This is a genomic window from Streptomyces sp. a15, assembly GCF_059026085.1.
On the sequence record NZ_JBWLKM010000033.1, the window covers coordinates 39,800 to 66,401 of the forward strand.

At 70.9% G+C, this 26,602-nt stretch carries 26 protein-coding genes and 1 tRNA gene; 10 read left to right on the forward strand and 17 right to left on the reverse strand.

What is annotated here, in order from left to right; genetic code table 11:
- Positions 1-70: 70 nt before the first annotated feature.
- Positions 71-1,144 (forward strand): M23 family metallopeptidase, encoded by a 1,074-nt coding sequence (locus tag AC5P09_RS28785; protein ID WP_493876665.1) that lies wholly within the window; start codon positions 71-73, stop codon positions 1,142-1,144.
- Between the two features lie 22 nt (positions 1,145-1,166).
- On the opposite strand, the gene AC5P09_RS28790 is transcribed toward AC5P09_RS28785, so the two are convergent.
- From AC5P09_RS28790 to AC5P09_RS28820, 7 genes are all read right to left on the reverse strand, one after another.
- Complete coding sequence (locus tag AC5P09_RS28790) at positions 1,167-2,039, reverse strand: HAD hydrolase family protein (protein WP_493876666.1); 873 nt, start codon at positions 2,037-2,039, stop codon at positions 1,167-1,169.
- 100 nt (positions 2,040-2,139) lie between these two features.
- Positions 2,140-3,051 carry an LLM class flavin-dependent oxidoreductase gene (locus tag AC5P09_RS28795; protein ID WP_493876667.1) on the reverse strand — a complete coding sequence of 304 codons (912 nt, stop codon included), beginning with the start codon at positions 3,049-3,051 and terminating at the stop codon, positions 2,140-2,142.
- A gap of 151 nt (positions 3,052-3,202) precedes the next feature.
- Positions 3,203-3,751 carry an RNA 2'-phosphotransferase gene (locus AC5P09_RS28800; protein ID WP_493876668.1) on the reverse strand — a complete coding sequence of 183 codons (549 nt, stop codon included), beginning with the start codon at positions 3,749-3,751 and terminating at the stop codon, positions 3,203-3,205.
- A gap of 122 nt (positions 3,752-3,873) precedes the next feature.
- Positions 3,874-4,788 (reverse strand): MerR family transcriptional regulator, encoded by a 915-nt coding sequence (locus AC5P09_RS28805; protein WP_493876717.1) that lies wholly within the window; start codon positions 4,786-4,788, stop codon positions 3,874-3,876.
- 92 nt (positions 4,789-4,880) lie between these two features.
- On the reverse strand, positions 4,881-5,750 hold the full coding sequence (locus tag AC5P09_RS28810; protein WP_493876669.1) for a metal-dependent hydrolase: 870 nt from the start codon (positions 5,748-5,750) through the stop codon (positions 4,881-4,883).
- Entirely contained in the window at positions 5,747-7,507 is a 1,761-nt protein-coding gene (locus AC5P09_RS28815) for an SDR family oxidoreductase (RefSeq protein ID WP_493876670.1), read from the reverse strand. The genes AC5P09_RS28810 and AC5P09_RS28815 overlap by 4 nt, the downstream gene beginning before the upstream one ends.
- Entirely contained in the window at positions 7,504-8,343 is an 840-nt protein-coding gene (locus AC5P09_RS28820; RefSeq protein WP_493876671.1) for a M24 family metallopeptidase, read from the reverse strand. Before AC5P09_RS28820 ends, AC5P09_RS28815 begins: the two co-directional genes overlap by 4 nt.
- A 256-nt stretch (positions 8,344-8,599) precedes the next feature.
- Here AC5P09_RS28820 and AC5P09_RS28825 point away from each other — a divergent pair, with 256 nt between their 5' ends.
- From AC5P09_RS28825 to AC5P09_RS28850, 6 genes are all read left to right on the forward strand, one after another.
- Complete coding sequence (locus AC5P09_RS28825) at positions 8,600-9,565, forward strand: ABC transporter ATP-binding protein (RefSeq protein WP_266448308.1); 966 nt, start codon at positions 8,600-8,602, stop codon at positions 9,563-9,565.
- Positions 9,555-10,472, forward strand: coding sequence for an ABC transporter permease (locus tag AC5P09_RS28830; RefSeq protein WP_493876672.1), 918 nt, complete (start codon positions 9,555-9,557; stop codon positions 10,470-10,472). Before AC5P09_RS28825 ends, AC5P09_RS28830 begins: the two co-directional genes overlap by 11 nt.
- Positions 10,469-11,380, forward strand: coding sequence for an ABC transporter ATP-binding protein (locus AC5P09_RS28835; RefSeq protein ID WP_493876673.1), 912 nt, complete (start codon positions 10,469-10,471; stop codon positions 11,378-11,380). The genes AC5P09_RS28830 and AC5P09_RS28835 overlap by 4 nt, the downstream gene beginning before the upstream one ends.
- Positions 11,381-11,391: 11 nt before the next feature.
- Complete coding sequence (locus AC5P09_RS28840; protein WP_307675987.1) at positions 11,392-12,111, forward strand: ABC transporter permease subunit; 720 nt, start codon at positions 11,392-11,394, stop codon at positions 12,109-12,111.
- A gap of 79 nt (positions 12,112-12,190) precedes the next feature.
- The gene (locus AC5P09_RS28845; RefSeq protein WP_493876674.1) at positions 12,191-12,436 is read left to right on the forward strand and encodes an SGM_3592 family protein; all 246 of its coding nucleotides are present in this window, start codon (positions 12,191-12,193) and stop codon (positions 12,434-12,436) included.
- 270 nt (positions 12,437-12,706) lie between these two features.
- Positions 12,707-12,791, forward strand: a tRNA-Ser gene (locus AC5P09_RS28850).
- 39 nt (positions 12,792-12,830) lie between these two features.
- Here AC5P09_RS28850 and AC5P09_RS28855 read toward each other — a convergent pair.
- From AC5P09_RS28855 to AC5P09_RS28895, 9 genes are all read right to left on the reverse strand, one after another.
- Positions 12,831-13,646, reverse strand: a complete 816-nt coding sequence (locus AC5P09_RS28855; protein WP_493876675.1) for an HAD family hydrolase — start codon at positions 13,644-13,646, stop codon at positions 12,831-12,833.
- Positions 13,643-14,920 (reverse strand): serine--tRNA ligase, encoded by a 1,278-nt coding sequence (serS, locus tag AC5P09_RS28860; RefSeq protein ID WP_493876676.1) that lies wholly within the window; start codon positions 14,918-14,920, stop codon positions 13,643-13,645. Before serS ends, AC5P09_RS28855 begins: the two co-directional genes overlap by 4 nt.
- A gap of 539 nt (positions 14,921-15,459) precedes the next feature.
- Positions 15,460-16,392 (reverse strand): prephenate dehydratase, encoded by a 933-nt coding sequence (gene pheA / locus AC5P09_RS28865; RefSeq protein WP_493876677.1) that lies wholly within the window; start codon positions 16,390-16,392, stop codon positions 15,460-15,462.
- Positions 16,393-16,464: 72 nt separating this feature from the next.
- Entirely contained in the window at positions 16,465-17,775 is a 1,311-nt protein-coding gene (gene efeB, locus AC5P09_RS28870; RefSeq protein ID WP_493876678.1) for an iron uptake transporter deferrochelatase/peroxidase subunit, read from the reverse strand.
- An 8-nt stretch (positions 17,776-17,783) separates the two neighbouring features.
- Positions 17,784-19,706, reverse strand: a complete 1,923-nt coding sequence (locus AC5P09_RS28875) for a copper resistance CopC/CopD family protein (protein WP_493876679.1) — start codon at positions 19,704-19,706, stop codon at positions 17,784-17,786.
- A gap of 13 nt (positions 19,707-19,719) precedes the next feature.
- Positions 19,720-20,175, reverse strand: coding sequence for a copper chaperone PCu(A)C (locus AC5P09_RS28880; RefSeq protein ID WP_493876680.1), 456 nt, complete (start codon positions 20,173-20,175; stop codon positions 19,720-19,722).
- A complete protein-coding gene (locus AC5P09_RS28885; RefSeq protein WP_493876681.1) occupies positions 20,172-20,825 on the reverse strand; it encodes an SCO family protein in 654 nt (217 codons plus the stop codon). Before AC5P09_RS28885 ends, AC5P09_RS28880 begins: the two co-directional genes overlap by 4 nt.
- Before the next feature lie 106 nt (positions 20,826-20,931).
- Complete coding sequence (locus AC5P09_RS28890; protein WP_493876682.1) at positions 20,932-21,684, reverse strand: YcnI family copper-binding membrane protein; 753 nt, start codon at positions 21,682-21,684, stop codon at positions 20,932-20,934.
- Positions 21,685-21,881: 197 nt separating this feature from the next.
- Complete coding sequence (locus AC5P09_RS28895) at positions 21,882-22,715, reverse strand: hypothetical protein (RefSeq protein ID WP_493876683.1); 834 nt, start codon at positions 22,713-22,715, stop codon at positions 21,882-21,884.
- A gap of 231 nt (positions 22,716-22,946) precedes the next feature.
- Between AC5P09_RS28895 and AC5P09_RS28900 the strand changes: the two genes are divergently transcribed.
- The 3 genes from AC5P09_RS28900 (at position 22,947) to AC5P09_RS28910 (ending at position 25,359) form a co-directional block, all read left to right on the forward strand.
- Positions 22,947-23,402, forward strand: coding sequence for an ATP-binding protein (locus tag AC5P09_RS28900; RefSeq protein ID WP_493876684.1), 456 nt, complete (start codon positions 22,947-22,949; stop codon positions 23,400-23,402).
- Between the two features lie 166 nt (positions 23,403-23,568).
- Positions 23,569-24,516, forward strand: a complete 948-nt coding sequence (locus tag AC5P09_RS28905; protein ID WP_493876685.1) for an intradiol ring-cleavage dioxygenase — start codon at positions 23,569-23,571, stop codon at positions 24,514-24,516.
- A 3-nt stretch (positions 24,517-24,519) separates the two neighbouring features.
- Positions 24,520-25,359 carry a triphosphoribosyl-dephospho-CoA synthase gene (locus tag AC5P09_RS28910; protein WP_493876686.1) on the forward strand — a complete coding sequence of 280 codons (840 nt, stop codon included), beginning with the start codon at positions 24,520-24,522 and terminating at the stop codon, positions 25,357-25,359.
- Here the strand turns inward: AC5P09_RS28910 and AC5P09_RS28915 are convergent.
- Positions 25,334-26,548, reverse strand: coding sequence for an MFS transporter (locus tag AC5P09_RS28915; RefSeq protein WP_493876687.1), 1,215 nt, complete (start codon positions 26,546-26,548; stop codon positions 25,334-25,336). The two genes, AC5P09_RS28910 and AC5P09_RS28915, sit on opposite strands and share 26 nt — an antisense overlap.
- Between the last annotated feature and the right edge of the window lie 54 nt (positions 26,549-26,602).

The window sequence follows — 26,602 nt, forward strand, 5'->3', positions numbered from 1 at the left end:
CGTCAACCTGTCCCCCAGCTGTACGACTTGAACAGGGCCCTGGGCGGCCGCGCGGGCCAGGATCGCTGACATGCGCTCACCTCGCCGTCATCCGCTGCTCGTTCCGGCGCTGCTGTGCGCGTTCGCCGTGCTCGCGGCCCGACCCACGGGAACCTCCGAGGCCGTCGACGACGGTGAGGACACGCACAGCGCCGCCGACGCCGGGATCAACGCACAGGTACTCCGGCTGTACGAGGACGCGGCAGTAGCGACGCAGCAGTACGAGGCCGGCAGACAGGAGGCCGAGATGCAGCGGGCGCAGGCCGTGCGTTTCGAGGCGCTGCTGGACCGGGAGCGGCGGGGGATCGCCGTTCTGAACGAGGACCTGGGCCGGATCGCACGCGCCCAGTACCGCAGTGGCGGCGGGCTTCCGATCACCGCGCAGATGATCCTCGCGGACAGCCCCGACGAACTGATGCGTGGTCAACGGGCCGTCTGGCGGGCGGATCTCGCCGTCAACAACGCGATCGACAAGAGCCGCCGGGCCGAGCAACGGCTCGCCGCTGACGAGGCGAAGGCGGAGGCGGCCTGGCAGGAGCTGGACCGGCACACCACCGAACTCGCCGCTCTGAAGAAGGACATCGAGGCGAAGCTCGACCAGGCACGGTGGCAGTTGCAGGGCCAGGCCGATGCCTCCGTCGCGGCCGGTTCGTGCCGAGGTGCCGTCCGGCTGGACCAGCCGAAGACGGGAGTCACGAACACCTGGGTCGCCCCCGTGGAGACGTACGCGCTGTCCGCGGGGTTCGGCAGCGGCGGCGAGCGGTGGGCGAACCGGCACACCGGGCAGGACTTCGCGGTGCCGATCGGCACGCCGGTGCGGGCGGTGGGCGAGGGGCGCGTGGTGAAGGTGTCCTGCGGAGGGCCCTTCGGCATCGAGGTCGTGCTCCAGCACGCGGGCGGCTACTACACGCAGTACGCCCATCTTGCCGCCGTCACCGTCGACCAGGGCGAGCGGGTGAGCCCCGGGCAGTGGGTCGGGCAGTCCGGCACCACCGGCAACTCCACCGGCCCGCACCTGCACTTCGAGGTGCGGGTCACTCCGGAGATGGGCTCGGCGGTGGACCCGGCGTCGTGGCTGTCGGCACGCGGAGTGAGCCTCGGCTAGCCGTTGAACCGTGACCGGTCTCTCAGCCGGCCCGCTCCACCACCAACCGCTCGATCACGACTGCCACCCCATCCTCGTTGTTGGCGACCGTCCGCCCCGAAGCCGCCGCGAGCACGTCCGGGTGTGCGTTGCCCATCGCGTACGACCGTCCCGCCCACGTGAGCATCTCGACGTCGTTCGGCATGTCCCCGAAGGCGACGACCTGCTCGTTCGAGATGCCGCGCTCGGCGCAGCACAGCGCGAGCGTGCTGGCCTTGGAGACGCCGGGGCCGCTGATCTCCAGCAGAGCGCTGGGGCTGGAGCGGGTGACATTGGCCCGGTCGCCGATCGCGAGGCGGGCCAGGGTGAGGAAGGCGTCCGGGTCGATGGCGGGGTGATAGGCGAGGATCTTGAGCACCGGCTCGTCGGCACCGGGGGCGTCCGGCGCCAGCAGGTCCTCGGCCGGCGCGAGCGAGTCGGGGGTCTCCATGTGCAGCTTCGGATAGTCCGGCTCCTGGTAGAAGCCGTACGTCTGCTCGACCGCGTACACGGTGCCCGGCGCCGCGTCACGCAGCAGCTGTACGGCGTCCAGCGCGTTCTCCCGTGCCAGCTCGCGCACCTTCACGAACCGGTGGGCGCCGGGGCCGCCGTGCAGGTCCACCACCGCGGCGCCGTTGCCGCAGATCGCCAGGCCGTGACCATGGACGTGCTCGCTGACCACATCCATCCAGCGGGCCGGGCGGCCGGTGACGAAGAAGACCTCGATGCCCGCCTCCTCGGCGGCGGCGAGGGCCGCGACCGTGCGCGGGGAAACCGACTTGTCGTCGCACAGCAGGGTGCCGTCGAGGTCGGTGGCGATCAGCCGGGGCGGGAGGGCGGCGGCCGGGGTCTCGGGCTGTCGAGTCGCTGAGGTCACCCGGCCATTCTCCCGCAGATGCCCGCACGCCCGTGCGGGAGTCCGCACAGATGAGGCGCAGATGAGGTACGGACGCGGCACAGGCATCAGGTTGCCCAGGTCAGCGCAGCTGGGCAGGCGCCTCCATGGCGATCTGCTCGAAGATCTTCTCGTCCGCCGCGAAGTCGGAGTCGGGGATGGGCCAGTGGATCACGATCTCGGTGAAGCCCAGCTCCTGGTGTCGCCCCGCGAAGTCCACGAACGCGTCCAGGGATTGGAGCGGACGGCCGCGGTCCGGGGTGAAACCGGTGAGCAGGATCTTGTCGAGCGAGCTCAGGTCACGGCCGATCGCGGCACACGCGTCCGCGAGCTTCTCGGCCTGCCCGCGAAGGGCTTGAACCGACTGTTCAGGAGTGCCGTTCTCGTACAGCTTGGGGTCGCCGGTGGTTACCCACGCCTGCCCGTAGCGCGCGGCGAGCCGGAGCCCGCGCGGCCCGGTCGCGGCCACCGCGAAGGGCAGCCGGGGGCGCTGTACACAGCCCGGGATGTTGCGGGCCTCGTGCGCCGAGTAGAAGTCGCCCTCGTACGAGACCCCGCTGGGGCCGTCCTGGACCAGCAGCCGGTCCAGCAGCTGCACGAACTCGGCGAAGCGGTCGGCGCGCTCACGCGGCGTCCATGGCTCCTGCGCGAGCACGGTGGCGTCGAAGCCGGTGCCGCCCGCACCGATGCCGAGCGTCATCCGCCCGCCGGAGATGTCGTCGAGGGAGATCAGCTCCTTGGCGAGGGTCACCGGGTGCCGGAAGTTCGGCGAGGTCACCAGCGTGCCCAGGCGGAGATCGCCGGTGACGGCCGCGGCGGCGGTCAGCGTCGGCACGGCACCGAACCAGGGTCCGTCCCGGAAGCTCCGCCAGGACAGGTGGTCGTACGTGTAGCCGGTGTGGAAGCCGAGCTCTTCGGCACGCGTCCATGCCGAACGGCCGCCTTCGTGCCAGCGGAGGTACGGGAGGATCACGGTGCTCAGACGCAGACTCATGCGTCCGAGCGTATGCGGCCGATCGTGTTTCACGTGAAACAGTCACCGCCAGTCATCACACCCGGCCGCTCAGCGACGGACTGAGGTGGTGACGCCAACGCCCGCGGCGTCAGTGATGGGCAAGTGGTCCACGCCACCGATCACGCGATCGTCAATGAGCTTCCGGGAACCGCAGATACCGCGGTGGGACCGCCTTCGTCAGCCACACCCCGTTCGCGCTGACGTGAAAAACGTGGCCGTCGCGGTGCATGGCGCCCGCGTCCACCGACAGCACGACAGGGCGGCCGCGGCGGGCGCCGACGCGGGTCGCGGTCTCCCGGTCCGGGGAAAGGTGCACGTCGTGGCGGTTCATGGGCCGCAGCCCCTCGGTACGGATCGCGTCCAGTGAACGGGCCACGGTGCCGTGGTAGAGGTACGCCGGCGGGGTCGCCGGGGGCAGTCCGAGCTCGACGTCGATGCTGTGGCCCTGACTGGCGCGGATCCGGGTGCCGTCGATCGCGAAGCGCTGCTTGTCGTTGGCGGCGACCACGTGGTCGAGTTCCTCGCGGGTGAACCGGAAGCCGTGCGCGGCGGCTGCCGTGATCAGCGTGTCGATCTCCACCCAGCCGGCGTCGTCGAGGATCAGCCCGATCCGCTCCGGCTGGTGACGCAGGTGCTTCGACAGATATTTGGACACCTTCACGGTGCGTCTTTCATCCACCCGGCCAGGGTGCCGGGCGAGACCTGAATCACGCGAATGATTTTGCTCCGGATGTTTGATCCACAGCCAAGTACAGTTATCCACAGGGGAATTGGCGATTCTGTGGACAACTACCCTTGGATTCAGGGCGTTTCGCCAAGATCATCTGATGCCACGTGACTTGCGGCGAGCCGGTCCAAGGACCGGGCCCGTACCTCCCGTTCGGCGGCGAGAGCGATGAACTCGGCCGCCTGCTCGGCCCCAACCAGCCTCTCGACGGCCCCTATTGTCTCCACGGGGATCGCCACGTCACGCGTCCGCTCGGCCGGTGCCGGGACGTCGCCCGTAGCGAGGTGCTCCCGCAGATGCCGGACCGCCAACGAGCGCATCGCCCGAGCGAGTTCCGCGTCCACGGTCTGCTGTGCGAGCGGTCGCAGCCGCCGTACGAGGGAGGCCGCTTCTGCCGCGTCCGCGTCCGTCGGGCGGTGCGGTCCGTCCAGGTAGCGGGCGAAGACGTGCTCGGTCGTGAACTCCAGGAAACGCACAGCGATGTTCTCGACCCGTCCTCTCAACTCCCGCAGATGAGCGGAGATCGCGGACAGTGGCACCCCGGCCGCGTGCAACTCGGCGGCCACCGTGAGCTCTTGGGGACTCGGCACGAGGAAGGAGTCGTCGTCCCCTGGGACCGGCTCCAGCACGCCCAGCTGCACGGCCTCGGCGACCGCCGCGTCGTCGGGGACACCGCCGAACCGCTCGTCCAGCTCGGCGCGCGAGATCCGTACCGACTCCTCGTCGTTCCACGGCCCGTCCACCTCGGCGACCAGGCCGAGCACTCCGCCCAGGCCCCGGCCCGCGTCCCACGCCTCCAGGAGCTCCTTGATGGAGGCCAGGGTGTAGCCGCGGTCCAGGAGGTCAGCGATCTGGCGCAGGCGCACGAGGTGGGCGTCGGCGTAGACGTTGGCGCGGCCGCGGCGCTCGGGGCGGGGGAGCAGCCCGCGGTCCTGGTAGGCACGGATGGTGCGGACCGTGGCGCCGCTGAGGTGCGCCAGATCCTCGATCCGGTAGGCGGGAGCCTCGGTCCGCCGCCCGGAATCCTCGGTCCGGTGCCCGGAATCCTCGGCTCGGGGACCGGAACCTCCGGCGCCGCCCGTCACGAGGCCGCCCTCGCAGCCGGTGACCTCCTCAGGTACTCCACCGCCCGGCTCAACGACCCCTCCTGCGACGGGTGGTAGGACCGCCGGAAGTAGCGGGGTATCGCCGCGCCCAGCTCCCGCCACGCGGGCAGCATGCCCTTGCGTACGGCCTTTTCGTGCTCGGCGAGGGAGTAGCGCAGGCGGCCCGCGAGCTGTGGGTCGTGGCGCATCAGATATGCCGTGCCCCATACCCACAGGTACAGCATCACCGGTGCGGTGACCGCCATGCCCGCGATGCGGCGGGCGTACCGGGGTGTGCCGGTGCCGCCGCAGTGCTGGTACATGTCGAAGGCGACCGCGCGGTGTTCGACCTCCTCGGCGCCGTGCCAGCGCAGCAGATCGAGCATGACCTCGTCGGCGCGGGCCCGGTCGAGGCCGTCGGCGGCCAGCACCCAGTCGCCGAGGACCGCCGTGAACTGCTCGATCGCCGCGACGACCGCCAGCCGGAAACGCAGCCATTCCCGTTCGGGTATGGGCGCACCGAGCGGCGGGCGCTCGCCCAGCAGCCGTTCGAAGAGGAAGTCGACGTACCGGGTGAACTCCGCGGTGTCGAGCCGCTGTGCCTTGAGGTGGTCCAGCACGTGCGCGTGCTGGACGCTGTGCGTGGCCTCCTGGCCCATGAACCCCTTGACCTCGGCCAGCAGTTCGGGGTCCCTGACCAGCGGCAGACCTTCCTTGAAGACCCGCACGAACCACCGCTCCCCCGCCGGCAGCAACAGGTGCAGCACATTGATCACATGGGTCGCGGTCGGCTCGCCGGGTATCCAGTGCAGGGGCGTGCGCGACCAGTCGAAGGAGACCCTGCGCGGGGTGATCCGCGCGCTCACAGCGGAGGCTCCAGACGTGCGATCGCCCGCAGCACCCTGGGCGTGAAACGGGACATGAGGTGGGCGCCGCGTGCCTCGGGCGTCACCGGGACCACCGCCTCGTTCCGCGCCACCGCCCGCAGGATCGCGTCGGCGACCTTCTCCGGCGGGTAGTTGCGCAGCCCGTACAGGCGGGCGGTCCGCTTCTGGAGCCGCTTCTCCTCGGCTGCGTCGACCCCGGCGAAGCGCGCGGTCGAGGTGATGTTGGTGTTGACGAAGCCGGGGCATACGGCTGTGACGCCGATGCCCTGCCCGGCCAGCTCCGCGCGCAGGCACTCGCTGAGCATCAGCACGGCCGCCTTGGAGGTGCTGTAGGCGGGCAGCGCCTTGGAGGGCTGGTAGGCCGCCGCCGACGCGGTGTTGACGATGTGGCCGCCCTGCGCGCGGTCGGCCATCTGTTTGCCGAAGAGCCGGCAGCCGTGGATCACGCCCCACAGGTTGATGTCGAGGACCTTCTTCCAGTCCTTGGGGGTGGTGTCGAAGAAGGACCCGGACAGGCCGATGCCGGCGTTGTTCACCAGCACGTCCACCACGCCGTACTCGGCGGCGACCTTCTCGGCGAGCTTCTCCATGGCCTGCTCGTCGGAGACGTCGACCGTCTCCGCCCAGGCCGCGGGCGCACCGAGCAGCAGGGAGAGCTCGGCGGTGCGCACGGCGGCCTCGGCGTCCCGGTCGACCGCCACCACGCGCGCGCCCGCCTCGGCGAACGCGAACGCCGTGGCCCGACCGATGCCGCTGCCCGCACCGGTGACCAGCACGAGCTGCCCGCCGAACCGGTCGGCGTACTTCCCGGTCGCCTGCACCGCATCAGGCCTGCCGCCCTCCACGGACGTCACGAACTGCGAGATCCAGGCCGCCAGCTGGTCGGGCCGGGAGCGGGGGACCCAGTGCCTGGCCGGGAGCGTGCGCCGGGTCAGCTGCGGAACCCAGTGCTCCAGGTCGTCGAAGAGATTCTCCGAGAGGAACGCGTCCCCCAGGGGCGTGATGAGCTGCACGGGCGCGTGCGCGTACGCGTCCGTACGAGGACGGCGCAGCCGGGTCCGTACGTTGTCCCGGTACAGCCACGTTCCGTGCGCCGCGTCCGCCGGCAGCGAGGAGGTCGGGTAGCCGCCGCCGGGGACCTTCTCCAGGCGCTCCAGGATCCTCGGCCAGTACGTGCCGAGAGGGCCGCGCCAGGCCAGCTCGGGCAGCACGGGCGTCTGCAGCAGGTACACGTACCAGGACTTGGCGCCCTGGCCGAGCAGCTGGCCGACCCGGCGCGGGGTGGGGCGCCTGACGCGCTTGTTGATCCAGTGACCGAAGTGGTCGAGGGACGCCCCTGACATGGACGTGAAGGAGGCGATCCGGCCCTCGGTGCGCTGGACGGTGGTGAACTCCCAGGCCTGCACCGAGCCCCAGTCGTGCCCCACCAGGTGCACCGGCCGGTCCGGGCTGACCGCGTCCGCGACGGCCAGGAAGTCGTCGGTCAGCTTCTCCAGCGTGAACCCGCCGCGCAGCGGCCGCGGTGCGCTGGAGCGACCATGGCCGCGCACGTCGTACAGCACCACATGGAAGTGGTCGGCCAGCCGGGAGGCGACCCCCGACCACACCTCCTTGCTGTCCGGATAGCCGTGCACCAGGACGACTGTCGGCCCCGAGGGATCCCCCAGTTCGGCGACGCACAGCTCGACCCCGCCGGTCCGCACCCAGCGCTCCCGCGCGCCCGTCGGCAACGTCACTTGTCCTCCGCCCAGCGCCGCACGTGCGGCAGATCGTCGTCCAGCCAGAAGGCGCTCTGCTCGGGGTCCGCGGAGTCGGTGACGACCAGGATCTCCTCGAACTTCGCGCCGGTACCCCGGAAGCCGAGGTGCGGTTCGACCGCCCACAGGCCCGGCTGCGGCGGATGGTCGGAGAAGCGGTACGGCGACCACAGCGGCGACCAGCCCTCCCGGTGGCCGTGCAGCGCGTCGGCCGCCAGGCCCTTCAGGGCTCGGGTGCCGAACCCGAAGACGTGCGGTGACCAGCGGCGCTCTGTCACGCGGTCCACCTTGTGCGCGATCACGCCGAAGGGGTAGGCACGATGCCGGTTGGCGTAGCCCTGGCGGGCCATGAGGCGGTCCACGTCCTCGTAGATCTCCCGCAGCGGGCGCCGCTCGCGTACTTCGCGCAGGATCAGCTCGCGGTGCGCCTCCAGGTCGTCCATCAGCCGGTTCTGCACGGGGTTGACGCCCAGGGAGCCCGAGTACCCGATGTCCGCGGTGCAGCCCTCGTACACCGGGGCCATGTCCAGGATGAACGGCATCCCCGGCTCCAGCCGACGGTTGGTCGGGAAGAACTGCAGCGGCACCCGGAAGTTCACGAAGGCCGTGCGGTCGCCGAACCAGGCGAAGGGCAGGTGGAACCAGTCGCGCACACCCCGCTCGCGCAGCCAGGTGCGCTGCATCCGGGCCGCCTCGCGCTCGGTGACGCCGGGTTTCAGCTGCGCCGCGACCGCCTCCGCACACTCGTAGGCGAGGCGCTGCACTGTCCTGAACCCTCGCAGCTCCGCCGTGAGTTCACCTGCTGCCGTCGTCATGCCCAACGCCCACCCGTCCCCGTCGATCGCGGTACGTGCTCGTAACGTGACACTGGCGAATGTGACAGTCGTTAGAGGCTGCGTCAATAGGCCCGCGACGGCCTGTGGACAACCGCGCGGATGTGGACAACCGGGGACGCGTTGTTCGACCTGAGGGGGGACCCTTAGGGACCCGTACGCCTGGAGTCTGATACCAAGACGACCCTGCGGAGTGACGACCGGCGTGGTACCGGTCACTACCTTCGTAGACGTGACTGTGATCGCGACCGAAAGCCTGAGCAAGCGGTTCCCCCGGGTGACCGCTCTTGACCGGCTCTCCGTGGACGTCGGGCCCGGTGTGACCGGACTCGTCGGAGCCAATGGAGCCGGCAAGTCCACACTGATCAAGATCCTTCTGGGTCTGTCCCCCGCCACCGAGGGCCGCGCCGAAGTGCTCGGCCTCGATGTCGCCACCAAGGGCGCCGCCATCCGCGAGCGGGTCGGCTACATGCCGGAGCACGACTGCCTGCCGCCCGACGTCTCGGCCACCGAGTTCGTCGTCCACATGGCGCGCATGTCCGGCCTGCCGCCCACCGCCGCGCGCGAGCGCACCGCGGACACCCTGCGGCACGTCGGGCTGTACGAGGAGCGCTACCGCCCCATCGGCGGCTACTCCACCGGCATGAAGCAGCGCGTGAAACTCGCGCAGGCCCTCGTCCACGACCCGCAGCTGGTCCTCCTGGACGAGCCGACCAACGGCCTCGACCCGGTCGGCCGCGACGAGATGCTCGGCCTCATCCGCCGCATCTACACCGACTTCGGCATCTCCGTCCTGGTCACCTCCCACCTGCTGGGCGAACTGGAGCGCACCTGCGACCACGTGGTCGTCGTCGACGGCGGCAAGCTCCTGCGCTCCAGCTCCACCACGGACTTCACCCAGATCACGACCACCCTCGCGATCGAGGTCACCGACACCGACGAGCACCCGGACGGCACCCGCGCGGTGCGCGACGCGCTCCACGCGCGCGGGATGGACATCCTCGACAGCGGCGCGGGCCTGCCGGGCGCCGGCCACGTGCTGCTGCTCACCGCGCAGGGCGAGGAGACGTACGACCTGGTGCGCGACGTGGTCGCCGACCTCGGCCTCGGCCTGGTGCGCATGGAACAGCGCCGGCATCACATCTCCGAGGTCTTCACCAACGAGGACGAGCAGCGGAAGGAGGCCGTCGGTCATGGCGGTTGAACAGCCCATGCGGACACCGGCGGCACCGTCGGGTGACCAGACCCGCATCCACAACATCGGCTACCGCAGCTACGACGGCCCGCGCCTGGGCCGCTCGTACGCCACCCGTTCCCTGTACTCGCAGTCCCTGCGCGGCTCCTACGGTCTCGGCCGCTCGGTCAAGTCCAAGGTGCTGCCGATGCTGCTGTTCGTGGTGATGTGCGTGCCCGCGGCCATCATGGTCGCCGTCGCGGTCGCCACCAAGGCGAAGGACCTGCCCGTCGACTACACGCGCTACGCGATCGTCATGCAGGCCGTCATCAGCCTGTACGTCGCCTCGCAGGCGCCCCAGTCCGTCTCGCGCGACCTGCGCTTCAAGACCGTACCGCTGTACTTCTCGCGGCCCATCGAGACCGCCGACTACGTACGCGCGAAGTTCGCGGCCCTGGCCTCGGCGCTGTTCATCCTCACCGCCGCCCCGCTGCTGGTGCTCTATGTGGGCGCCCTGCTTGCCAAGCTCGACTTCACCGACCAGACCAAGGGATTCGCACAGGGGCTGGTCTCCGTGGCACTGCTCTCGCTGCTCTTCGCCGGCCTCGGCCTGGTCATCGCGTCGGTCACGCCGCGCCGCGGCTTCGGCATCGCCGCCGTGATCGCCGTCCTGACCATCTCCTACGGCGCCGTGTCCACACTCCAGGCCATCGCCGACGCGCAGACCAGCACCGGATCCATCGCCTGGATCGGCCTGTTCTCGCCCATCACGCTCATCGACGGAGTGCAGTCCGCGTTCCTGGGCGCGAGCTCCGCGTTCCCGGGAGGGATCGGCCCGACGAACGGGGAGGGCGTCGTCTACGTCCTCGTCACCCTCGGCCTGATCGCCGCCTGCTACGGCCTCATGATGCGCCGCTACCGAAAGGTCGGACTGTGACCACGCTCAACATCGACCACGTCTCGCGCTGGTTCGGCAACGTGGTCGCCGTCAACGACATCACCATGACGATCGGCCCCGGCGTCACCGGCCTGCTCGGTCCCAACGGCGCCGGAAAGTCCACCCTCATCAACATGATGGGCGGTTTCCTGGCCCCCTCCACCGGCACTGTCACCCTCGACGGCGTGCAGGTGTGGCGCAACGAGAACATCTACAAGCACATCGGCATCGTCCCCGAGCGCGAGGCGATGTACGACTTCCTCACCGGGCGCGAATTCGTCGTGGCCAACGCCGAGTTGCACGGCCTGGGCGCCAGAGCGGCCCAGAAGGCGCTCGCCACGGTAGAGATGGAGTACGCCCAGGACCGCAAGATCTCGACGTACTCCAAGGGCATGCGGCAGCGCGTGAAGATGGCGAGCGCCCTCGTCCACGAGCCCTCGCTGCTCCTGCTGGACGAGCCCTTCAACGGCATGGACCCACGCCAGCGCATGCAACTGATGGACCTGCTCAGGCGCATGGGCGACGAGGGCCGCACCGTAATGTTCTCGTCCCACATCCTCGAAGAGGTCGAACAACTCGCCCGGCACATCGAGGTGGTCGTCGCCGGACGGCACGCGGCCAGCGGCGACTTCCGCAAGATCCGCCGCCTGATGACCGACCGCCCGCACCGCTACCTGGTGCGCTCCAGCGACGACCGCGCCCTCGCGGCCGCGCTGATCGCCGACCCGTCGACGTCCGGCATCGAAGTCGACCTGGCGGAGGGCGCGCTGCGCATCCAGGCCGTCGACTTCGGCCGCTTCACGGCCCTGCTGCCGAGGGTGGCCAGGGACCACGGCATCCGCCTGCTCACGGTCTCGCCGTCCGACGAGTCGCTCGAGTCCGTCTTCTCGTATCTCGTCGCGGCGTAGGAGGCCGAAAGATGTACGACCCCACAGTCGCCCGACTCACCTACCGCGCCCTGCTGGGCCGGCGCCGGGCCCTCATCCTGGGCGCCCTGCCCCTGCTGCTGATCGCGATCTCCGTGGTGGTGCGCGGCCTCGCCGGCGCCGACGACCAGACCGCGTCCGACCTGCTGGGCGGGCTCGCACTCGCCACCATGGTGCCGATCATCGGCGTCATCGCGGGCACGGGCGCGATCGGCCCGGAGATCGACGACGGCTCCGTGGTCTATCTGCTGTCCAAGCCGATCAAACGGCCGACGATCATCTTCACCAAGCTGATCGTCGCGATCGCCGTGACGATGGTGTTCTCCGCGGTGCCCACCCTGATCGCCGGCTTCATCCTCAACGGCAACGGCCAGCAGATCGCCGTCGCCTACACGGTGGCCGCACTGGTCGCCTCCATCGCCTACGCGGCACTCTTCCTGCTGCTCGGCACGGTGTCGCGGCACGCGGTGGTGTTCGGGCTCGTCTACGCGCTGGTCTGGGAGGCCCTGTTCGGCTCCCTGGTGGCCGGGGCACGCACGCTCAGCGTCCAGCAGTGGTCGCTGGCGGTGGCCCAGAAGGTCGCCGGCGGAGACCTGGTGACCTCCGACGTCGGGCTGACGACGGCGACGGTCCTGCTGGTCGCGGTGACCGTCCTGGCGACCTGGTACGCGGGGCAGAAGCTGCGCTCGCTGACGCTGGCGGGCGAGGAGTAGACGCCCCGCTTATTGACAGGGGCTTCACCTCTGTCCGGGCACACTGGACAAAAGCGGGCGCACGGCTGGGAGGGCGGGGATGGCAGTGGCGGACGAGGCGTCACAGGGCGAGGGTCGCGGACGGTCCGGGGACGAGGCGTGGGACGACCTCGTCCTGGACGAGGACTTCATACGGTCCGCCGAGACCGCCGAGCCGTCCGCACGGGCCCGGATGCTCGCCGAGCGCTGGCGCAAGGAGAAGCCCGAGCCGCAGCCGTGGCGTTCCGACGAGCCGCCCGCGGGGTGGTTCTTCAGCAAGCGTCGGCGCAGGTGGCGGCGGCGGTGAAGGAGTCCGGGGCCGCCGGTTAATCGGTGGCGCCGAACACGGCGTACGGGCACAGTGGTTGTTGTCCAGGACGCCGGGCCGAACCGGCGCCACGTACTGGGGAGGAGTTCGACGATGTCCATGTACGACAGTCCGTCGAGCTCCCCGCAGGGCAGCCCGCGGCGGACTCCGGAGTAGTTACTCCTCCGTCGAGTCCGCCCATACGGGGAGCTGCCCGGGGCGGCCGCTTCGAGCACGTGGCGCACTGCGCCCGCGTGAGGCCGCCCACCCGGAGGATTGGCCGAGTGGTAAGGCACCGGCTTGCTAAGCCGTGGTCGGGGGCAACCCCGCGCACGTTCGATCCGTGCATCCTCCGCAAGACCGTGGTGTTCCCGCCTCGCAGGAACATCAACGCTCAGCCCAGCAACCGCTCCAACACCACCGCGATTCCGTCCTCCTCGTTCGAGGACGTCACCTCGTTCGCCACGGCCTTCAGCTCCTCGTGGGCGTTGGCCATGGCCACGCCGTAGGAGGACCAGGCGAACATAGGGATGTCGTTGGGCATGTCGCCGAAGGCGATCGTGTCGGCGGCCCTCATCCCGAGCCGGCGGGCCGCCAGGGACAGGCCCGTGGCCTTCGACAACCCCAGCGGAAGCAGCTCGACGATGCCCGCGCCGGCCATCGCGACGGTGACGAAGCCGCCGGCGGCCTGGCGGGAGGCCTCGGCCAACTCGTCGTCCGTGAGCGTGGGGTGCTGTATGTAGATCTTGTTCAGCGGGGCCGTCCAGAGATCGGCCGCGTCCGTGAAGGGTGTCGCGGGGAGCTTGCCGGTGACCGCGTAACCGGGGCCGACCAGCACCTCGCCCTCCAGCCCGTCCCGGCTCGCCGCGAGGTACAGCGGGCCGACCTCCGCCTCGATCTTGGCCAGCGCCACCCCGGCCAACTGCCTGTCCAGCGTCACCGACGTCAGCAGGCGGTGCTCGCCGGCGTCGTACACCTGTGCGCCCTGGGCGCAGACCGCGAGGCCGTCGTAGCCGAGATCGTCAAGGATGTGGCGGGTCCACGGGGCCGCGCGGCCCGTCACGACGATGTGCGCGGCGCCCGCCGCGGTGGCCGCGGCGAGCGCGTCGCGGGTGCGCTGCGAGACCGACTCGTCGGAGCGCAGGAGCGTTCCGTCGAGGTCGGTCGCGATCAGGCGGTAGGGAAAGGCCGGGGCAGCGGACGTACTCACTTGGCGACCGGCTCCAGGATCTCCCGGCCGCCCAGGTACGGGCGGAGCACCTCGGGGACCCGGACGGAGCCGTCGGCCTGCTGGTGGTTCTCCAGGATCGCCACGATCGTGCGCGGTACGGCGCACAGCGTGCCGTTCAGCGTCGCCAGCGGCTTGATCTGCTTGCCGTCACGGACGCGGATCGACAGGCGGCGGGACTGGTACTCGGTGCAGTCCGAGGTCGAGGTCAGCTCGCGGTACTTGCCCTGGGTCGGGATCCACGCCTCGCAGTCGAACTTGCGGGCGGCCGAGGAGCCGAGGTCGGCCGATGCCACGTCGATGACCCGGAACGGCAGCTCCAGCGACGTCAGCCACTGCTTCTCCCACTCCAGCAGGCGCTGGTGCTCGGCCTGCGAGTCCGCCGGGTCGACGAACGAGAACATCTCGACCTTGTCGAACTGGTGGACGCGGAAGATGCCGCGGGTGTCCTTGCCGTGCGAGCCGGCCTCGCGGCGGAAGCAGGGCGAGAAGCCCGCGTAGCGCAGCGGGAGGCGGTCGGCGTCGATGATCTCGTCGCGGTGGTACGAGGCGATGGCGACCTCGGACGTGCCGACGAGGTAGAGGTTGTCCTTCTCCAGGTGGTACACGCCTTCCGCGTCCTGGCCCAGATAGCCCGTGCCGGCCATCGACTCGGGGCGGACCAGCGCCGGCGTCAGCATCGGCGTGAAGCCGGCCGCCGTGGCCTGCGCGATCGCCGCGTTCACCAGGGCGAGCTCCAGCAGCGCGCCGATCCCGGTGAGGAAGTAGAAGCGCGAGCCGGAGACCTTGGCGCCGCGCTCGACGTCGATCGCGCCGAGGATCGTGCCGAGCTCCAGGTGGTCCTTGGGGTCGAAGCCCTCGGCGCCGAAGTCGCGGATCGTGCCGTGCGTCTCCAGCGTGACGAAGTCCTCCTCGCCGCCCACCGGCACCTCGGGGTGCACGAGGTTGCTGAGCTGGAGGGCGAGCTCCTGGGTCTCGGTGTCGGCCGCGTCGCGCTCGGCGTCGGCGGCCTTGACGTCGGCGGCGAGCTGGCTCGCCTTCTTCAGCAGCTCGGCCTTCTCGTCTCCGGAGGCCTTGGGGATGAGCTTGCCGAGCGCCTTCTGTTCGGCACGCAGCTCGTCGAAGCGGACGCCGGACGACCTGCGCCGCTCGTCGGCAGACAGGAGAGCGTCGACGAGCGCGACGTCCTCTCCACGGGCGCGCTGCGACGCACGCACACGGTCGGGGTCCTCACGGAGCAGGCGAAGGTCAATCACGTGACCAAGGCTACCGGTGCGGGTCACGGCTCACGACTCACTATTCCGGGCTGCACCGAATCGCGGCTTACGTTCCGTTGTGCGGCAATTGTCGATCGTGTCAATAAAACGCGTCTCACTCCCTGGGACGGGGCATACAACGGGCGCCGGGTTGACTCGATTCCCTTGCGCGGAGCGGGACTTGGGATGCCCTTCGTCCACAGAAATCCACAGCGCCGAAGAGTTATCCACAGGCTGTGCGAAAGATCTGTGGACGCCGGAAGTGATCAATCCGCGGCGAGGGTGCGAGGCGAGGAATTCTCGTCCCAAACCGGCGTCACATCCACTTTCGGGTGGAAATGAGTCGCTCCAAAGGATGGCGCGAGGGAAACGGGTGGACGAAGAGTGACCTACGGGACTGTGGACGAACTTGAGGGCTGTAGGGCGATTTGTCGACTGGGTGGCGCTTCGTTGTCGACTTGTCCCCAGGTCGAGAAGCCCACCTGTGGATAACTCCTGTGGATAACGAAAATATGCAGGTAGGAGCGGCTGGAAACGTCCTAGAAACGTCCGTCCTGGCATCGCGCCACCCACTCCGCCGCCGACACGAACTCGTCGTCCGAGGTGCCCGGGAACGGCGGGCGTACGTCCGCCACCTCCACGTCCGCGCGCGGGTAGGAACCCAGGAAGCGCACCTGGAGGCAGATCCGCTTGAGCCCCGTCAGCGCCTCGGCGACCCGGCGGTCGGAGATGTGGCCCTCGGCGTCGATGCAGAAGCAGTAGTTGCCGATGCCCTCGCCGGTGGGCCGGGACTGCAGCAGCATCAGGTTGATGCCCCGGGTGGCGAACTCGCCGAGGAGGTCGCGCAGTCCGCCCGGATGATCGTCGCGCTGCCAGAGCACGACGGACGTCTTGTCCGCGCCGGTCGGTGCGGCGGGCCGGGCGGGCCGGCCGACCAGCACGAACCGGGTCTGGGCGTTCTCCGCGTCGTGGATCCCGGTCTCCAGGGCCTCCAGGCCGTACCGGGCGGCCGCGAACTCGCCCGCGAAGGCGGCGTCGTAGCGGCCCTCCTGGACCAGCCGGGCGGCGTCCGCGTTCGACGCGGCCGATTCCCAGATGGCGTCCGGGAGGTTCTTCCTGAGCCAGTTGCGCACCTGCGGCTGGGCGGCCGGATGCGCGGAGACCGTCTTGATGTCCGACAGCTTGGTGCCGGGCCGGACCAGCAGCGCGAAGGTGATCGACAGCAGCACCTCGCGGTAGATCATCAGCGGCGCGCCCGCGACCAGCTCGTCGAGCGTCGTCGTGATCCCGCCCTCGACGGAGTTCTCGATCGGCACGAACGCGGCCTCGGCCTCCCCGGCCCGCACCGCGTCGAGCGCGGACTGCACGGACACGTACGGGATCAGCTCCCGGGTGGCCGCCTCGGGAAGCGTCCGCAGGGCGACTTCGGTGAAGGTGCCCTCAGGGCCGAGATACGCATAGCTCGCTGGCATGACCTCACCCTAATGGGCCTTGCGAAACACAGCGCACGTATCTCATGGCAGCCACTCCACGGAGCGACGAGGTCACGCTTCCAGCAACCGTTGCCCCACGTACTCCCCTTCCGCCGCCCCGCCCGGCACCGCGAACAGGCCGCTCGCCTCGTGGCGGATGAACCGGGACAGGGCGTCGCCCCGGTCGAGCTTGCGCTGGACGGGGACGAAGCCGCGCAGGGGGTCCGCCTGCCAGCAGACGAAGAGGAGGCCGGCGTCGGGGACCCCGTCGCCGTCGAAGCCGTCGTGGTACGAGAAGGGGCGCCGGAGCATCGCCGCGCCCCCGTTCTGGTCGGGCCGGGTGATGCGGGCGTGCGCGTTGATCGGGACGACCAGGTTGCCCTTGGCGTCGGTCTTCTCCAGGTCCATGTCGGTCGTCTCGGTGCCTCCGGACAGCGCCGCGCCGTCGGACTTGCGGCGCCCGATGACGTCCTCCTGGGCCGTGACCGGGAGCTTCTCCCAGTCGTCGAGGAGCATGCGGATGCGGCGTACGACGGCGAAGGAGCCGTTCGCCATCCAGGAGGGCTCCCCGGTGGACGGCAGGAAGATCCGCTGGTCGAAGTCCGGCTCGCTCGGCTTCGGATTGCGGGTGCCGTCGATCTGGCCCATCAGATTGCGGGCCGTCATGGGATGCGAGGTGGCGCCCGGCGAGCGGTTGAAGCCGTTCATCTGCCAGCGGATGCGGGCCGCGCTGCCCGCGTCCTTCTGGATCGCGCGCAGGGCGTGGAAGGCGACCAGCGCGTCGTTGGCGCCGATCTGCACCCACAGGTCGCCGTCGCTGCGCTTCTTGTCGAGGTGGTCGGAGGAGAAGTCGGGCAGTGGGTCCAGGGCGGACGGGCGCTGCTTCTCCAGCCCGGTGCGGGCGAAGAAGCTGTGGCCGAAGCCGAAGGTGACCGTCAGCGAGGACGGCCCGGCGTCCCGGGCGACGTCCGTGTCGTCCTGCGTCGCCGCCTCGCCCGCCATCAGCCGCTGTGCTGTCTGCGACCAGCGGCGCAGCAGTGCGGCGGCCTCCTTGCGGCCCGCCCCGGCCGCCAGGTCGAAGGCGACGAGATGGCCGCGGGCCTGGAGGCCCTGGGTGATGCCGGGCTGATGTTTCCCGTGAAACATCACCTGATCGGCGCCCACGGAGGTGAGCGGGGTGGCCTCGGCCGGGCGGGCGGCGTATCCCACGGCCCCGCCGGCCGCACCGAGGACGAGCCCGGTGGCGCCGGCGGTGCTCAGCAGCTTCCGCCGCGAAAGGCCCTCCAAAGAGGAGGCCTGTTCGGAAGCACCCTCTTGGAGAGCGTCGATAGCGCCCTCTTCGAGAGCGGGAGTACGGGCCTCCGGGACGGACTGGTCAGTCATGGTGTGGTTCAGCCGATCTGCGCGTTCTTGGAGACGGTCGTCTGGTCGATGTCGGAGGTCCGCACGGTCACCGCGACCTTCCAGTCGCCCGCCACGGGAATCTGCACTCCGCTCGCCGCCCAGTGCCCGGTGGTGATGTGGTCGGGGACGACGGGCAGCGGCCCGATGTCCTTGGACTCCAGGGTGAAGGCGACCTTCACCTCGGGGATGTCGAAGGCGCGTCCGTTGGGACGCTCCACATAGACGTGCATTTCGTTGGCGCCCACGCGCGCGGGGTCGAGATCGACACGCACGAGGCCCTTGCCGTCCTCGCCGCCGGTGTCGAACGACATGTCGAGGGTGACCGCCCCGGACGACGAGGCCGAGGAGGAGGACGAGGAGGATGTGGCCGCCTTGGCCTCCTCCTCCGTCCGCCCCGGTTCGGTCTGCGTCAGCACGGTGGTGACGGCGAGCAGCACGACGGCGACCGAGGCCTCGGCGAGCACCGAGCGGCGCAGCCCGAACCGGGTCGGGTCGGCGTCCCGCTCCCGCTTCTGCCGCGCCGTATCCATCGCGGCCCGCTGCCGGGCGAGCTGCGCGGCGCGCTTGGAACCGCCGGAGCCGGTGGACGCCCCGGCAGCACCCTCGGCATCCCCATTGGCGTCTCCTGCGCCCGCGGTGACCCGCTCCTTCTGAGGCACCTGCTTGCTCCGCTGGACGACCTTGTCCGCCAGCTGGGCCGTCCAGCGCCGCGAGATGTACGCGACGCCGACGAGCAGCGCCACGAGCCCGATCTTGACGAGCAGCAGCTGTCCGTACCGGGTGTCGGTGAACGCCGACCAGGAGCCGAGCTGGCGCCACGACTGGTAGGTGCCGGTCAGCACCAGCGCGACGACGCTGCCGAAGGCGACGGCCGAGAAGCGGCGTACGGCGGTCGTGTCGACGGGCGTGTCCGCGGGCGCCCGGTACAGGGCCACGAGCAGGGCGGTGAGGCCGCCGAGCCAGGCCGCGACGGCCAGCAGGTGGACGACGTCGACCGGCATGGCGATGCCCGCCTGGAGCCCGACGGAGGCGTGCTCGGACATCGCCCAGCTCGCGGCGAGTCCGGCGGCGACCACGGTCCCGCCGATGGCGAGCCCGAAGGTCAGATCCCGCTTCTCTTCGTCCTCGCGTTTGTCGTACGCCCCGAAGAGCACGGCGATGAACAGCGCGGCCGCGGCGAGCAGCAGCAGCCGGGACACCAGTGCCGCGCCGGTCTTGGTCTGGAGGACTTGCCCGAGCAGGTCGAGGTCGAAGATGTCGCCGACCTTGCCGGAGCCGGTGTAGGAGCCGCGCAGGAGCAGCAGCAGGAGGGTGGCGGAGGTGAGCGTGAGCCAGCCGGCGACGACGAGGCGCTGCATGACCCGGACCCCGGCCGCGCGCGGCCAGCAGGCGAGGACGAAGGCGGCCCCGCCGATCAGGACGACGAAGCCGGCGTACGACAGGTACCGCCCGAAGCCGTACAGCCAGCCGACGACCCCGCCGCCCGCGGTCTCGTCGGACACCGAGACGGAGGTGGACGAGGGCGCGCCGACGGAGAAGGTGAAGGCACCGGCGACGGGATGGCTGTCCGCGGACACGACCTGGTAGGTGACGGTGTAGGTGCCGTCGGGCAGGCCGCTGTGCAGCTGGACGGCGTACGTCGTCCCGCTCACGTTGGAGGGTGTGCCGCGCTGGACGGGCGCGCCCTTGGGGTCGAGCACGCGCAGTGAGTCGGCGGATGTCGAGACCGGCTCGGAGAAGGTCAGCGAGACCTGGGTGGGCGCCTTGTCGACCACCACCCCCTGCTGGGGGTCGCTGCCGGTCAGCGCGGCGTGCGCGGACGCCGGCGCGGCCCCGGCGAGGAGCAGGCCGGCCGCGGCCAGGAGCAGCAGCACCAGGGTCCGGACGCGGGGGGCGATGGTCGGCGTCAAGGTGATCCCTCCGTCATTGTCCGGTCTCAGGCATGTACGTCGCCGACTTGACCGGCATCTTGACGACGACCGGGTCCGCCTCGGCGAAATGCAGTTCGACGGAGACCGTCTGACCCTGTTCGGGCTTGTGCTTCAGCTTGTCGAACATCAGGTGCGTGCCACCGCTTTTGAACACGAGTTGACCATGGGCGGGGACGGCGAGGTCCTGGACCTCCTCCATCGTTCCGCCGGCCGTCTCGTGCAGCGTGACCTCGCCGACGTCGCTGGTGACCGAGGTCAGCTCGGCCTTCGTACCGCTGTCGTTGACGATCGTCAGGAAGCCGGCCGCCATGTCGGCGGACACCGGCTGCGGCATGTAGGCGCCGGAGACGGAGATCCCGCCCTCGCCGTCGCCCCCGCTGTCCGAGCCGCAGCCCGCCAGCACGAGGGCACCGGTCAGCACCGCGGCGGACACGGCGAAAGACCTCACGGCTTCGCGCCCTTCACGAGCTTGGGCAGGTCCTTGGTGTAGTCGTCGACGGTGGCGTCCTCGCCGTAGAGGACGTACCCGGCGTCGGTCTTCGGGGAGAACGCGACGACCTGGGTGCCGTGCACGGAGACGACCTTGCCGTTCTTGTCCTTGTGCGTCGGTTCGATGGAGATGCCGAGGGTGCGCGCACCGGCCTGGATGGTGGCGAAGTCGCCGGTCAGGCCGACGAACCGGGGGTCGATGCCCTTGAGCCACTTGCCGAGTTCGGACGGGGTGTCCCGGCCCGGGTCGGTGGTGACGAACACCACGCGCAGGTCGTCCTGTTCGGACTTGGGCAGCGACTTCTTGGCGACGGCGATGTTGTTCATCGTCAGCGGGCAGATGTCGGGGCAGTGGGTGTAGCCGAAGTAGATCAGGGTCGGCTTGCCGGCGGTCTCCTTGCGGAGGTCGTACGACTTGCCCCGGGTGTCGGTGAGGACCAGGTCCGGCTTCTCGAACGGCTGGTCGAGAACGGTGGCGGCCTTGTCCGAGCCGGCCTCCTCGGAGACCACGGAGACCGGCGAACCGCTGTCGTCGCTGCTGCCGCACGCGGAGAGGGTCAGGGTGGCGGCGGCGAGCAGTGCGGCCGCGGCGAACGTCTTCTTGCGCATAGGAAAATGTCCCAGATGTGATGGTGCCGGGCGGCACCGGGGTCGCACGGCCGGTCGACTCGCGGACGGTCGTACGCACCCCGGTGCGCGCTCCGGACGGTTGGACTCAGGCGTCGGTGCGCCGACGGCCGGCGAGGACGCCGTACGCCACACCCACCACGCCGACGACGATGCCGACCACGCCCAGGACGCGGGCGGTGGTGTCGCTGCTGTCGGCGGCGACGGCGCTCTCCGAGGAGGCGGCCTCGGCGTCACTCGCCTCTTCGGTGGCGTCGTCGGTGGCTTCGGCGGTGGCCGTGGAGCCGTGCGCGTGCCCGTCCTCCGTGGCGGCGGACAGCGCCAGTACGGGCGCCGGGTTCTCGGGCTCCTCCGCGCCCTCCTGCTGCTCCTCGATCCAGCGCACGACCTCCTTGTTGGAGTACGTCTGGATCGCCTTGAAGACCAGCTCGTCGGCGTCCTCGGGCAGCGCGCCGACGGAGACGGGGAACTTCTCGAAGTAGCCGGGCTCGACGCCCTTGCCCGTGGCGGTCCAGGTGACCTTGGTGACGGCCTCGGTGAGCTGCTCACCGTGGTTGTCGATGGGCTTGTCGAGCTTGGACTTGGTGATCTTGATATCCCAGCCGGCCATCGGCTCCGGCATCACCGAGGCCAGCGGATGGCCGGCCGGGAAGGTGACCTCGAGCTTGGTGGTCGAGGCGTTGTCGCGCTCGTTGGGGACCTTGAAGTCGACGACCGCGTAACCGCCCTTGGCGGCGGTGCCCTCGGGCTGCACGCTGACGTGCGCGAACGCGGGCGAGGACAGGACGACGACGGCCGATGCGGCCACGGCACCGGCGGCGGCGAGACGAGAGGCCTTCATGGGGAGCACTCCACTCCAAGTGGTTTCCGGGGTTCCGGTGATGGTTCCGGTGATGAAGAGGGGTACGCGTGCGCGTGCGTCAGCGATCACCCGTCAAGAGGGAGGTCGCTCGGAAGCACGGGCACACGCGCGTGCCGCGCGACGGCGGCCCTCCCCACAGGTCCCTCAGGAGGAAGTGGAGCGCTGGTCGCGTCGCGTCAGGCGGCGAGGGAGAGTGCGGCGGCGGGCGGGCCCCGCCTGATCACCGTGTGCTGGAGTGCGGTGGTACGGGGCGTGGGAGGCGCGAACAGGACGGTCCGCGGGGTGCGCGGACCGGCCTCGGGCGTGCCCGGCAGCCCGGCACGCAGGGCGCGCACCAGCGCGAGCGCCCCGCGCAGCGACCGTACGAGCGCCCCCTCGGCGACGGAGTGCGCGGACGGCGCGGACATCTCGATCAGGCGCCGCAGCGCCATGTCCCCCCGGCGCAGCAGCCATCCCGCGGCGAGGCCCGCGAGAACGTGCCCGAGCAGCATCGGCAGGGACGGCAGCAGCGACATGGAGGAACCCGCGGTGGTGGACAGGGCGTCCGCCGGGTGGTGCGTGGAGCCCGTGCCCGCACCCGTGCCCTGATGGATCCGCGCGTCCACGAGGATCCGCTGGGCCTGCGCGGGGCTGATCGCCGCCGCGGTGGTCCCGCAGACGAGCCGCGCGGCCTGCTCGATCAGCGAGGCGTCGGAGACCGAGGCCGTACCGGCTGCCGTGGCGGCCGTCGTACCGTGCTGCCCCAGCCCGAACAGCACGTGCAGCACGGTCTGTCCGGCCGCGAGCAGCGCGGCGATGCCCGGCAGTGACCGCTCGCGTCCGGCGAGCGGTGCCACGACCAGGACGGCCCCCAGGAAACCCGCGCCCAGCGTCCACAGCGGAACCGTGGCGCAGGAGGCGAGGCTGTGACCGGCCGCGGCCAGCACGACGCAGACCGCGGCGAACACCGCGGTCCGCAGCACCCGGAGGTCGCCTCCGGAGCGCGCCGTACGGGGGTGGGGGGCAGTCATGGCGGGCTCATCATCGCACTGGCCTTATGGCCGCCATACGGCAGGTCCACAAGATGACGTACGCGGAGTACGACCGGAAGGTCACCTTCTGCCACAAGGCGCCCCACATACACCGGTGGCCGCCCTCGGCGCATCCCCCATATGGGCGGCATCACGTCAACTCTGTGCTTACACCGGGGCACACGCGGCAATACGTAACGGTATGTCGAGCCGCGGCCAGGAGGCTGGAGCATGAGCATCTGGTGGTCACTCCATCTGCGGCGCGAAGCCGCGAGCGTTCCGCTCGCCCGGCGGCTGCTGCTCGGCACCATGGAGACGGCGGGCGTCGATCCCGACATCTCCTACGACCTCTCCCTGGCCCTCAGTGAGGCCTGCGCGAACGCGGTGGAGCACGGCGGGGACGGCGGCCACGAGGGTTCCTCGCAGGCATACCGCGTCACCGCCTACCTCGACGGCGAGAAGTGCCGTATCGAGGTCGCCGACTCGGGTCCCGGCTTCGCGGCCGCACGCCCCCGGCCGCCGGCCCGTCCGGCGCCCCTGGAGGACGAGAACGGCCGCGGCCTCTGTCTCATCGAGGAACTCGCCGACCACGTCCACATCGGCAACAAGCCCGGCCGGCGGGGCGCGGTGGTGAGCTTCGACAAGATCCTGAAGTGGAAGAAGGACGCGCCGCTGATGGCGGTGTAGCGCCCTCCGCCCGGACGCGCCCTCCGCCCGGACGCGCCCCCGCCCGGACGCACCCACCCCCCGGACACACCCTCCGGACACACCCGAAGATGCGCGATACGCATTCTCAGCTTGCGTACAGCGTCGGCTCAGGTCCCTGATGGGCGCCCTTCCTACGTTCATGGACATGACGGGAAACCACAAGGACACCTCGATCACCAGGCGCCGCGCCCTCGCGGTGACCGGTGGCACGGTCGCGGCCGGCGGTCTCGCCGTGGCCGGGTACCAGTCGGCCTTCGCCGACGACGCGACGACCACCGCGCAGACCACGACCACCGCCACCGCCTCGGCGACCTCCACCGGCAGCGAGTGCATGACCTTGATGTCGAGCGTCACCGAGGGGCCGTACTACCTCGACGGCGCCCTGGTGCGGAAGGACATCACCGAGGGCAAGAGCGGCGTCCCGCTGACCCTGCGCCTCACCGTGGTGGACGCCACCGACGGCTGCACCCCGGTGCCCGGCGCGGCCGTGGAGATCTGGCACTGCGACGCCTGGGGCTACTACTCCGGCTACACCACCGCCAACCCCGGCGGCTCCGCGCCGGCGGAGAGCGAGGACGGTTCGACCGCCGACGACAACACCTATCTGCGCGGCTACCAGATCGCCAACGCCAACGGGGTCGTCAAGTTCGAGACGATCTTCCCGGGCTGGTACACCCCGCGCACCTGCCACATCCATCTCAAGGTGCACACAGGCGGCGAGAAGGAGGACGGCACCTACGAGGGCGGCAAGGTCAACTACACCGGCCAGCTGTTCTTCGCCGACGACATCGCCGAGGAGATCTTCACGCTGGAGCCGTACGCGAAGCACTCCGGCACCTACACCGAGCTCGCCGACGACATGGTCTACGACGGCGGCGGCGCCTCCAGCGGCCTGCTCACCCTCAAGGCCGTGCACAAGAGCGACCCGTCCAAGGGCTACAAGGGCTCCCTCACCCTCGGCGTGGACCCCGACGCCGAGAACACCGGTGCGGGCAGCGGCGGTGGCGGCGAGGGCGGTACGCCTCCCAGCGACGCCCCCACGGGCACCCCACCGAGCGACAGCGCCTCCCCGTCGGCCACGGCGTCCTCGTAGCGCATGAACAGCCGTGAGGACGACGCGCTGGCCCATGCCGCCGTGGACGCGCTGACCGGGCAGCTGGCGCTGGCCCCCAAGCCCGGCCTGCCCGATCCGCGTGACCTGGGCGCCCGGACGACCCGGGTGGACCACCGTGCCCTGCGCTGGTCCGCCAAGGCGCTCGCGCCCGGCCTCGCGGCGATGGCCGCCGCGGCCCGCCGCACGGGCGAACCCACGCCCCAGCTCCGTACCGAACTGGGAGCGATCGGCCGCTGCACCGAGCACTCCGTAGGCCTGGCCGGCGGCGGCCACCGCGGCGCCCTGTGGGCGCTCGGCCTGCTGGTCGCCGCGGCCGCCCTCGAACCCCGGGCCGGGGCGAAGGACGTGGCCGCGGCCGCCAAGCGGATCGCCGCGCACCCCGACCGGCGGGCCCCGCGACGGCCCTCGCGCGGCTCGTCGATCTCGGCGAAGTACGGCGCCGCCGGGGCGCGCGGCGAGGCCCGGGCCGGATTCCCGCACGTACGGCGGGCGTTGGACGCCCTCGCCGCCGCCCGCTCGGCCGACGCCGACGAGAGCGAGGCTCGCCTCGACGCCCTGCTCACCGTGATGTCCACCCTCCAGGACACCGAACTCCTGCACACCGCGGGCCCGGTCGGCCTGCGGCACGTCCAGGCGGGCGCCCGCGGGGTCCTGGAAGCGGGCGGTACGGCGACGGAGGCGGGCCGCGAAGCCCTGCACGCCCTCGACGCCGACCTGCACGCGCGCGCGTGGAGCCCGCGGGGGAGCGCGGGGCTGCTGGCGGGGGCGCTGTTCCTGGACTCGCTTCCGGTGCGGCTCAGTTCACCGGTACGGGCAGCCTGACGTCCGCCTGGGAGGCATGGGCCCGGCGGATCGCCGGGCCCATCGCGTACGACGCCACGAGCGTCGCTCCTCCCAGCGCCAGCCACCCCGCCGTGCCCCACCCGAGCAGCAGCGAGGTCAGCACCAGCGGGCCCAGGGTGCGGGCCACGGTCACGCCGGTCCCGAAGAAGCCCTGGTACTCGCCGACGCGGTCGGCCGGGGCCAGGTCGAAGGACAACTGCCAGGCACCGGCCGACTGCCCCATCTCGGCGACGACCAGCAGCACTGCCCCGGCGACCAGCGCACCGCCGGCCGCCCACGGCGACGCGCCCGCCGACAGCGCGAACACCGCGCACGCCGCCAGCATCACCCACCCCGACCGCCGCACCGCGCGCGTGGCCGACGCGATCCCCGTGACGCCGCGCGCCATCCGCACCTGGAACACCATCACCGCCCCGGTGTTGAGCACGAACAGCGCGGAGACCAGCCAGGCCGGCGCGTCCGTGCGCTCGGCGATCCACAGCGGCAGCCCGAGGCTGAGCAGCGGTATGCGCAGCAGGAGCACGGTGTTGAGGAGCGTGAGGAGGGCGTAGGGGCGGTCGCGCAGCACTCCCAGATCACGACGGCCCTCGTGCACAACCGGCGCCACCGCAGGCAATCGCACCAACAGTCCCGCACACACCACAAAGCTCACCGCGTCCAGCGCGAACACCCCGAGATACGCCGCCCGCGTCCCGGCGTGCAGCGCGATCCCGCCCAGCCCCGCGCCCACTGCCAGACCGGCGTTGAGCGTCGACTGGAGGTGCGCGAGCAGCCCGGTCCGCTCCCCGGCCGGCACCAGCAGCGCCTGCCGGGCCGCGGCGAGCCCCGACTGGGCGGAGGCGTAGCCGCAGGCCGCCACCAGGAACGGCCCGAAGTCCCGGACGACCAGGAAGGACGCCACCGCCAGCCCGGTCGCCAGCGCCAGCAGCACCGCCGTACCGCGCGCCCCGCGCCGGTCCGCGAGCCGCCCGAGCGGCACCCCCACCAACGAGCCGACCGCCCAGGCGACGGTCAGCCCGAGCCCCACGCGCGCGGGGGCGAGCCCGACGACATGGGTGAAGTACAGGGCTGAGGTCACGTAGTAGGCGCCGTCACCGACGGAGTTGGTCAACTGGGCCAGGGCCAGGACACGTTGCGGACCTGCGGGCGGGACGAGTGAGTTCGTCATGCCAACGACCCTAGAAGCGCGGTGGACCGCTCAGAAGGCCCAATCCAAGCGCCC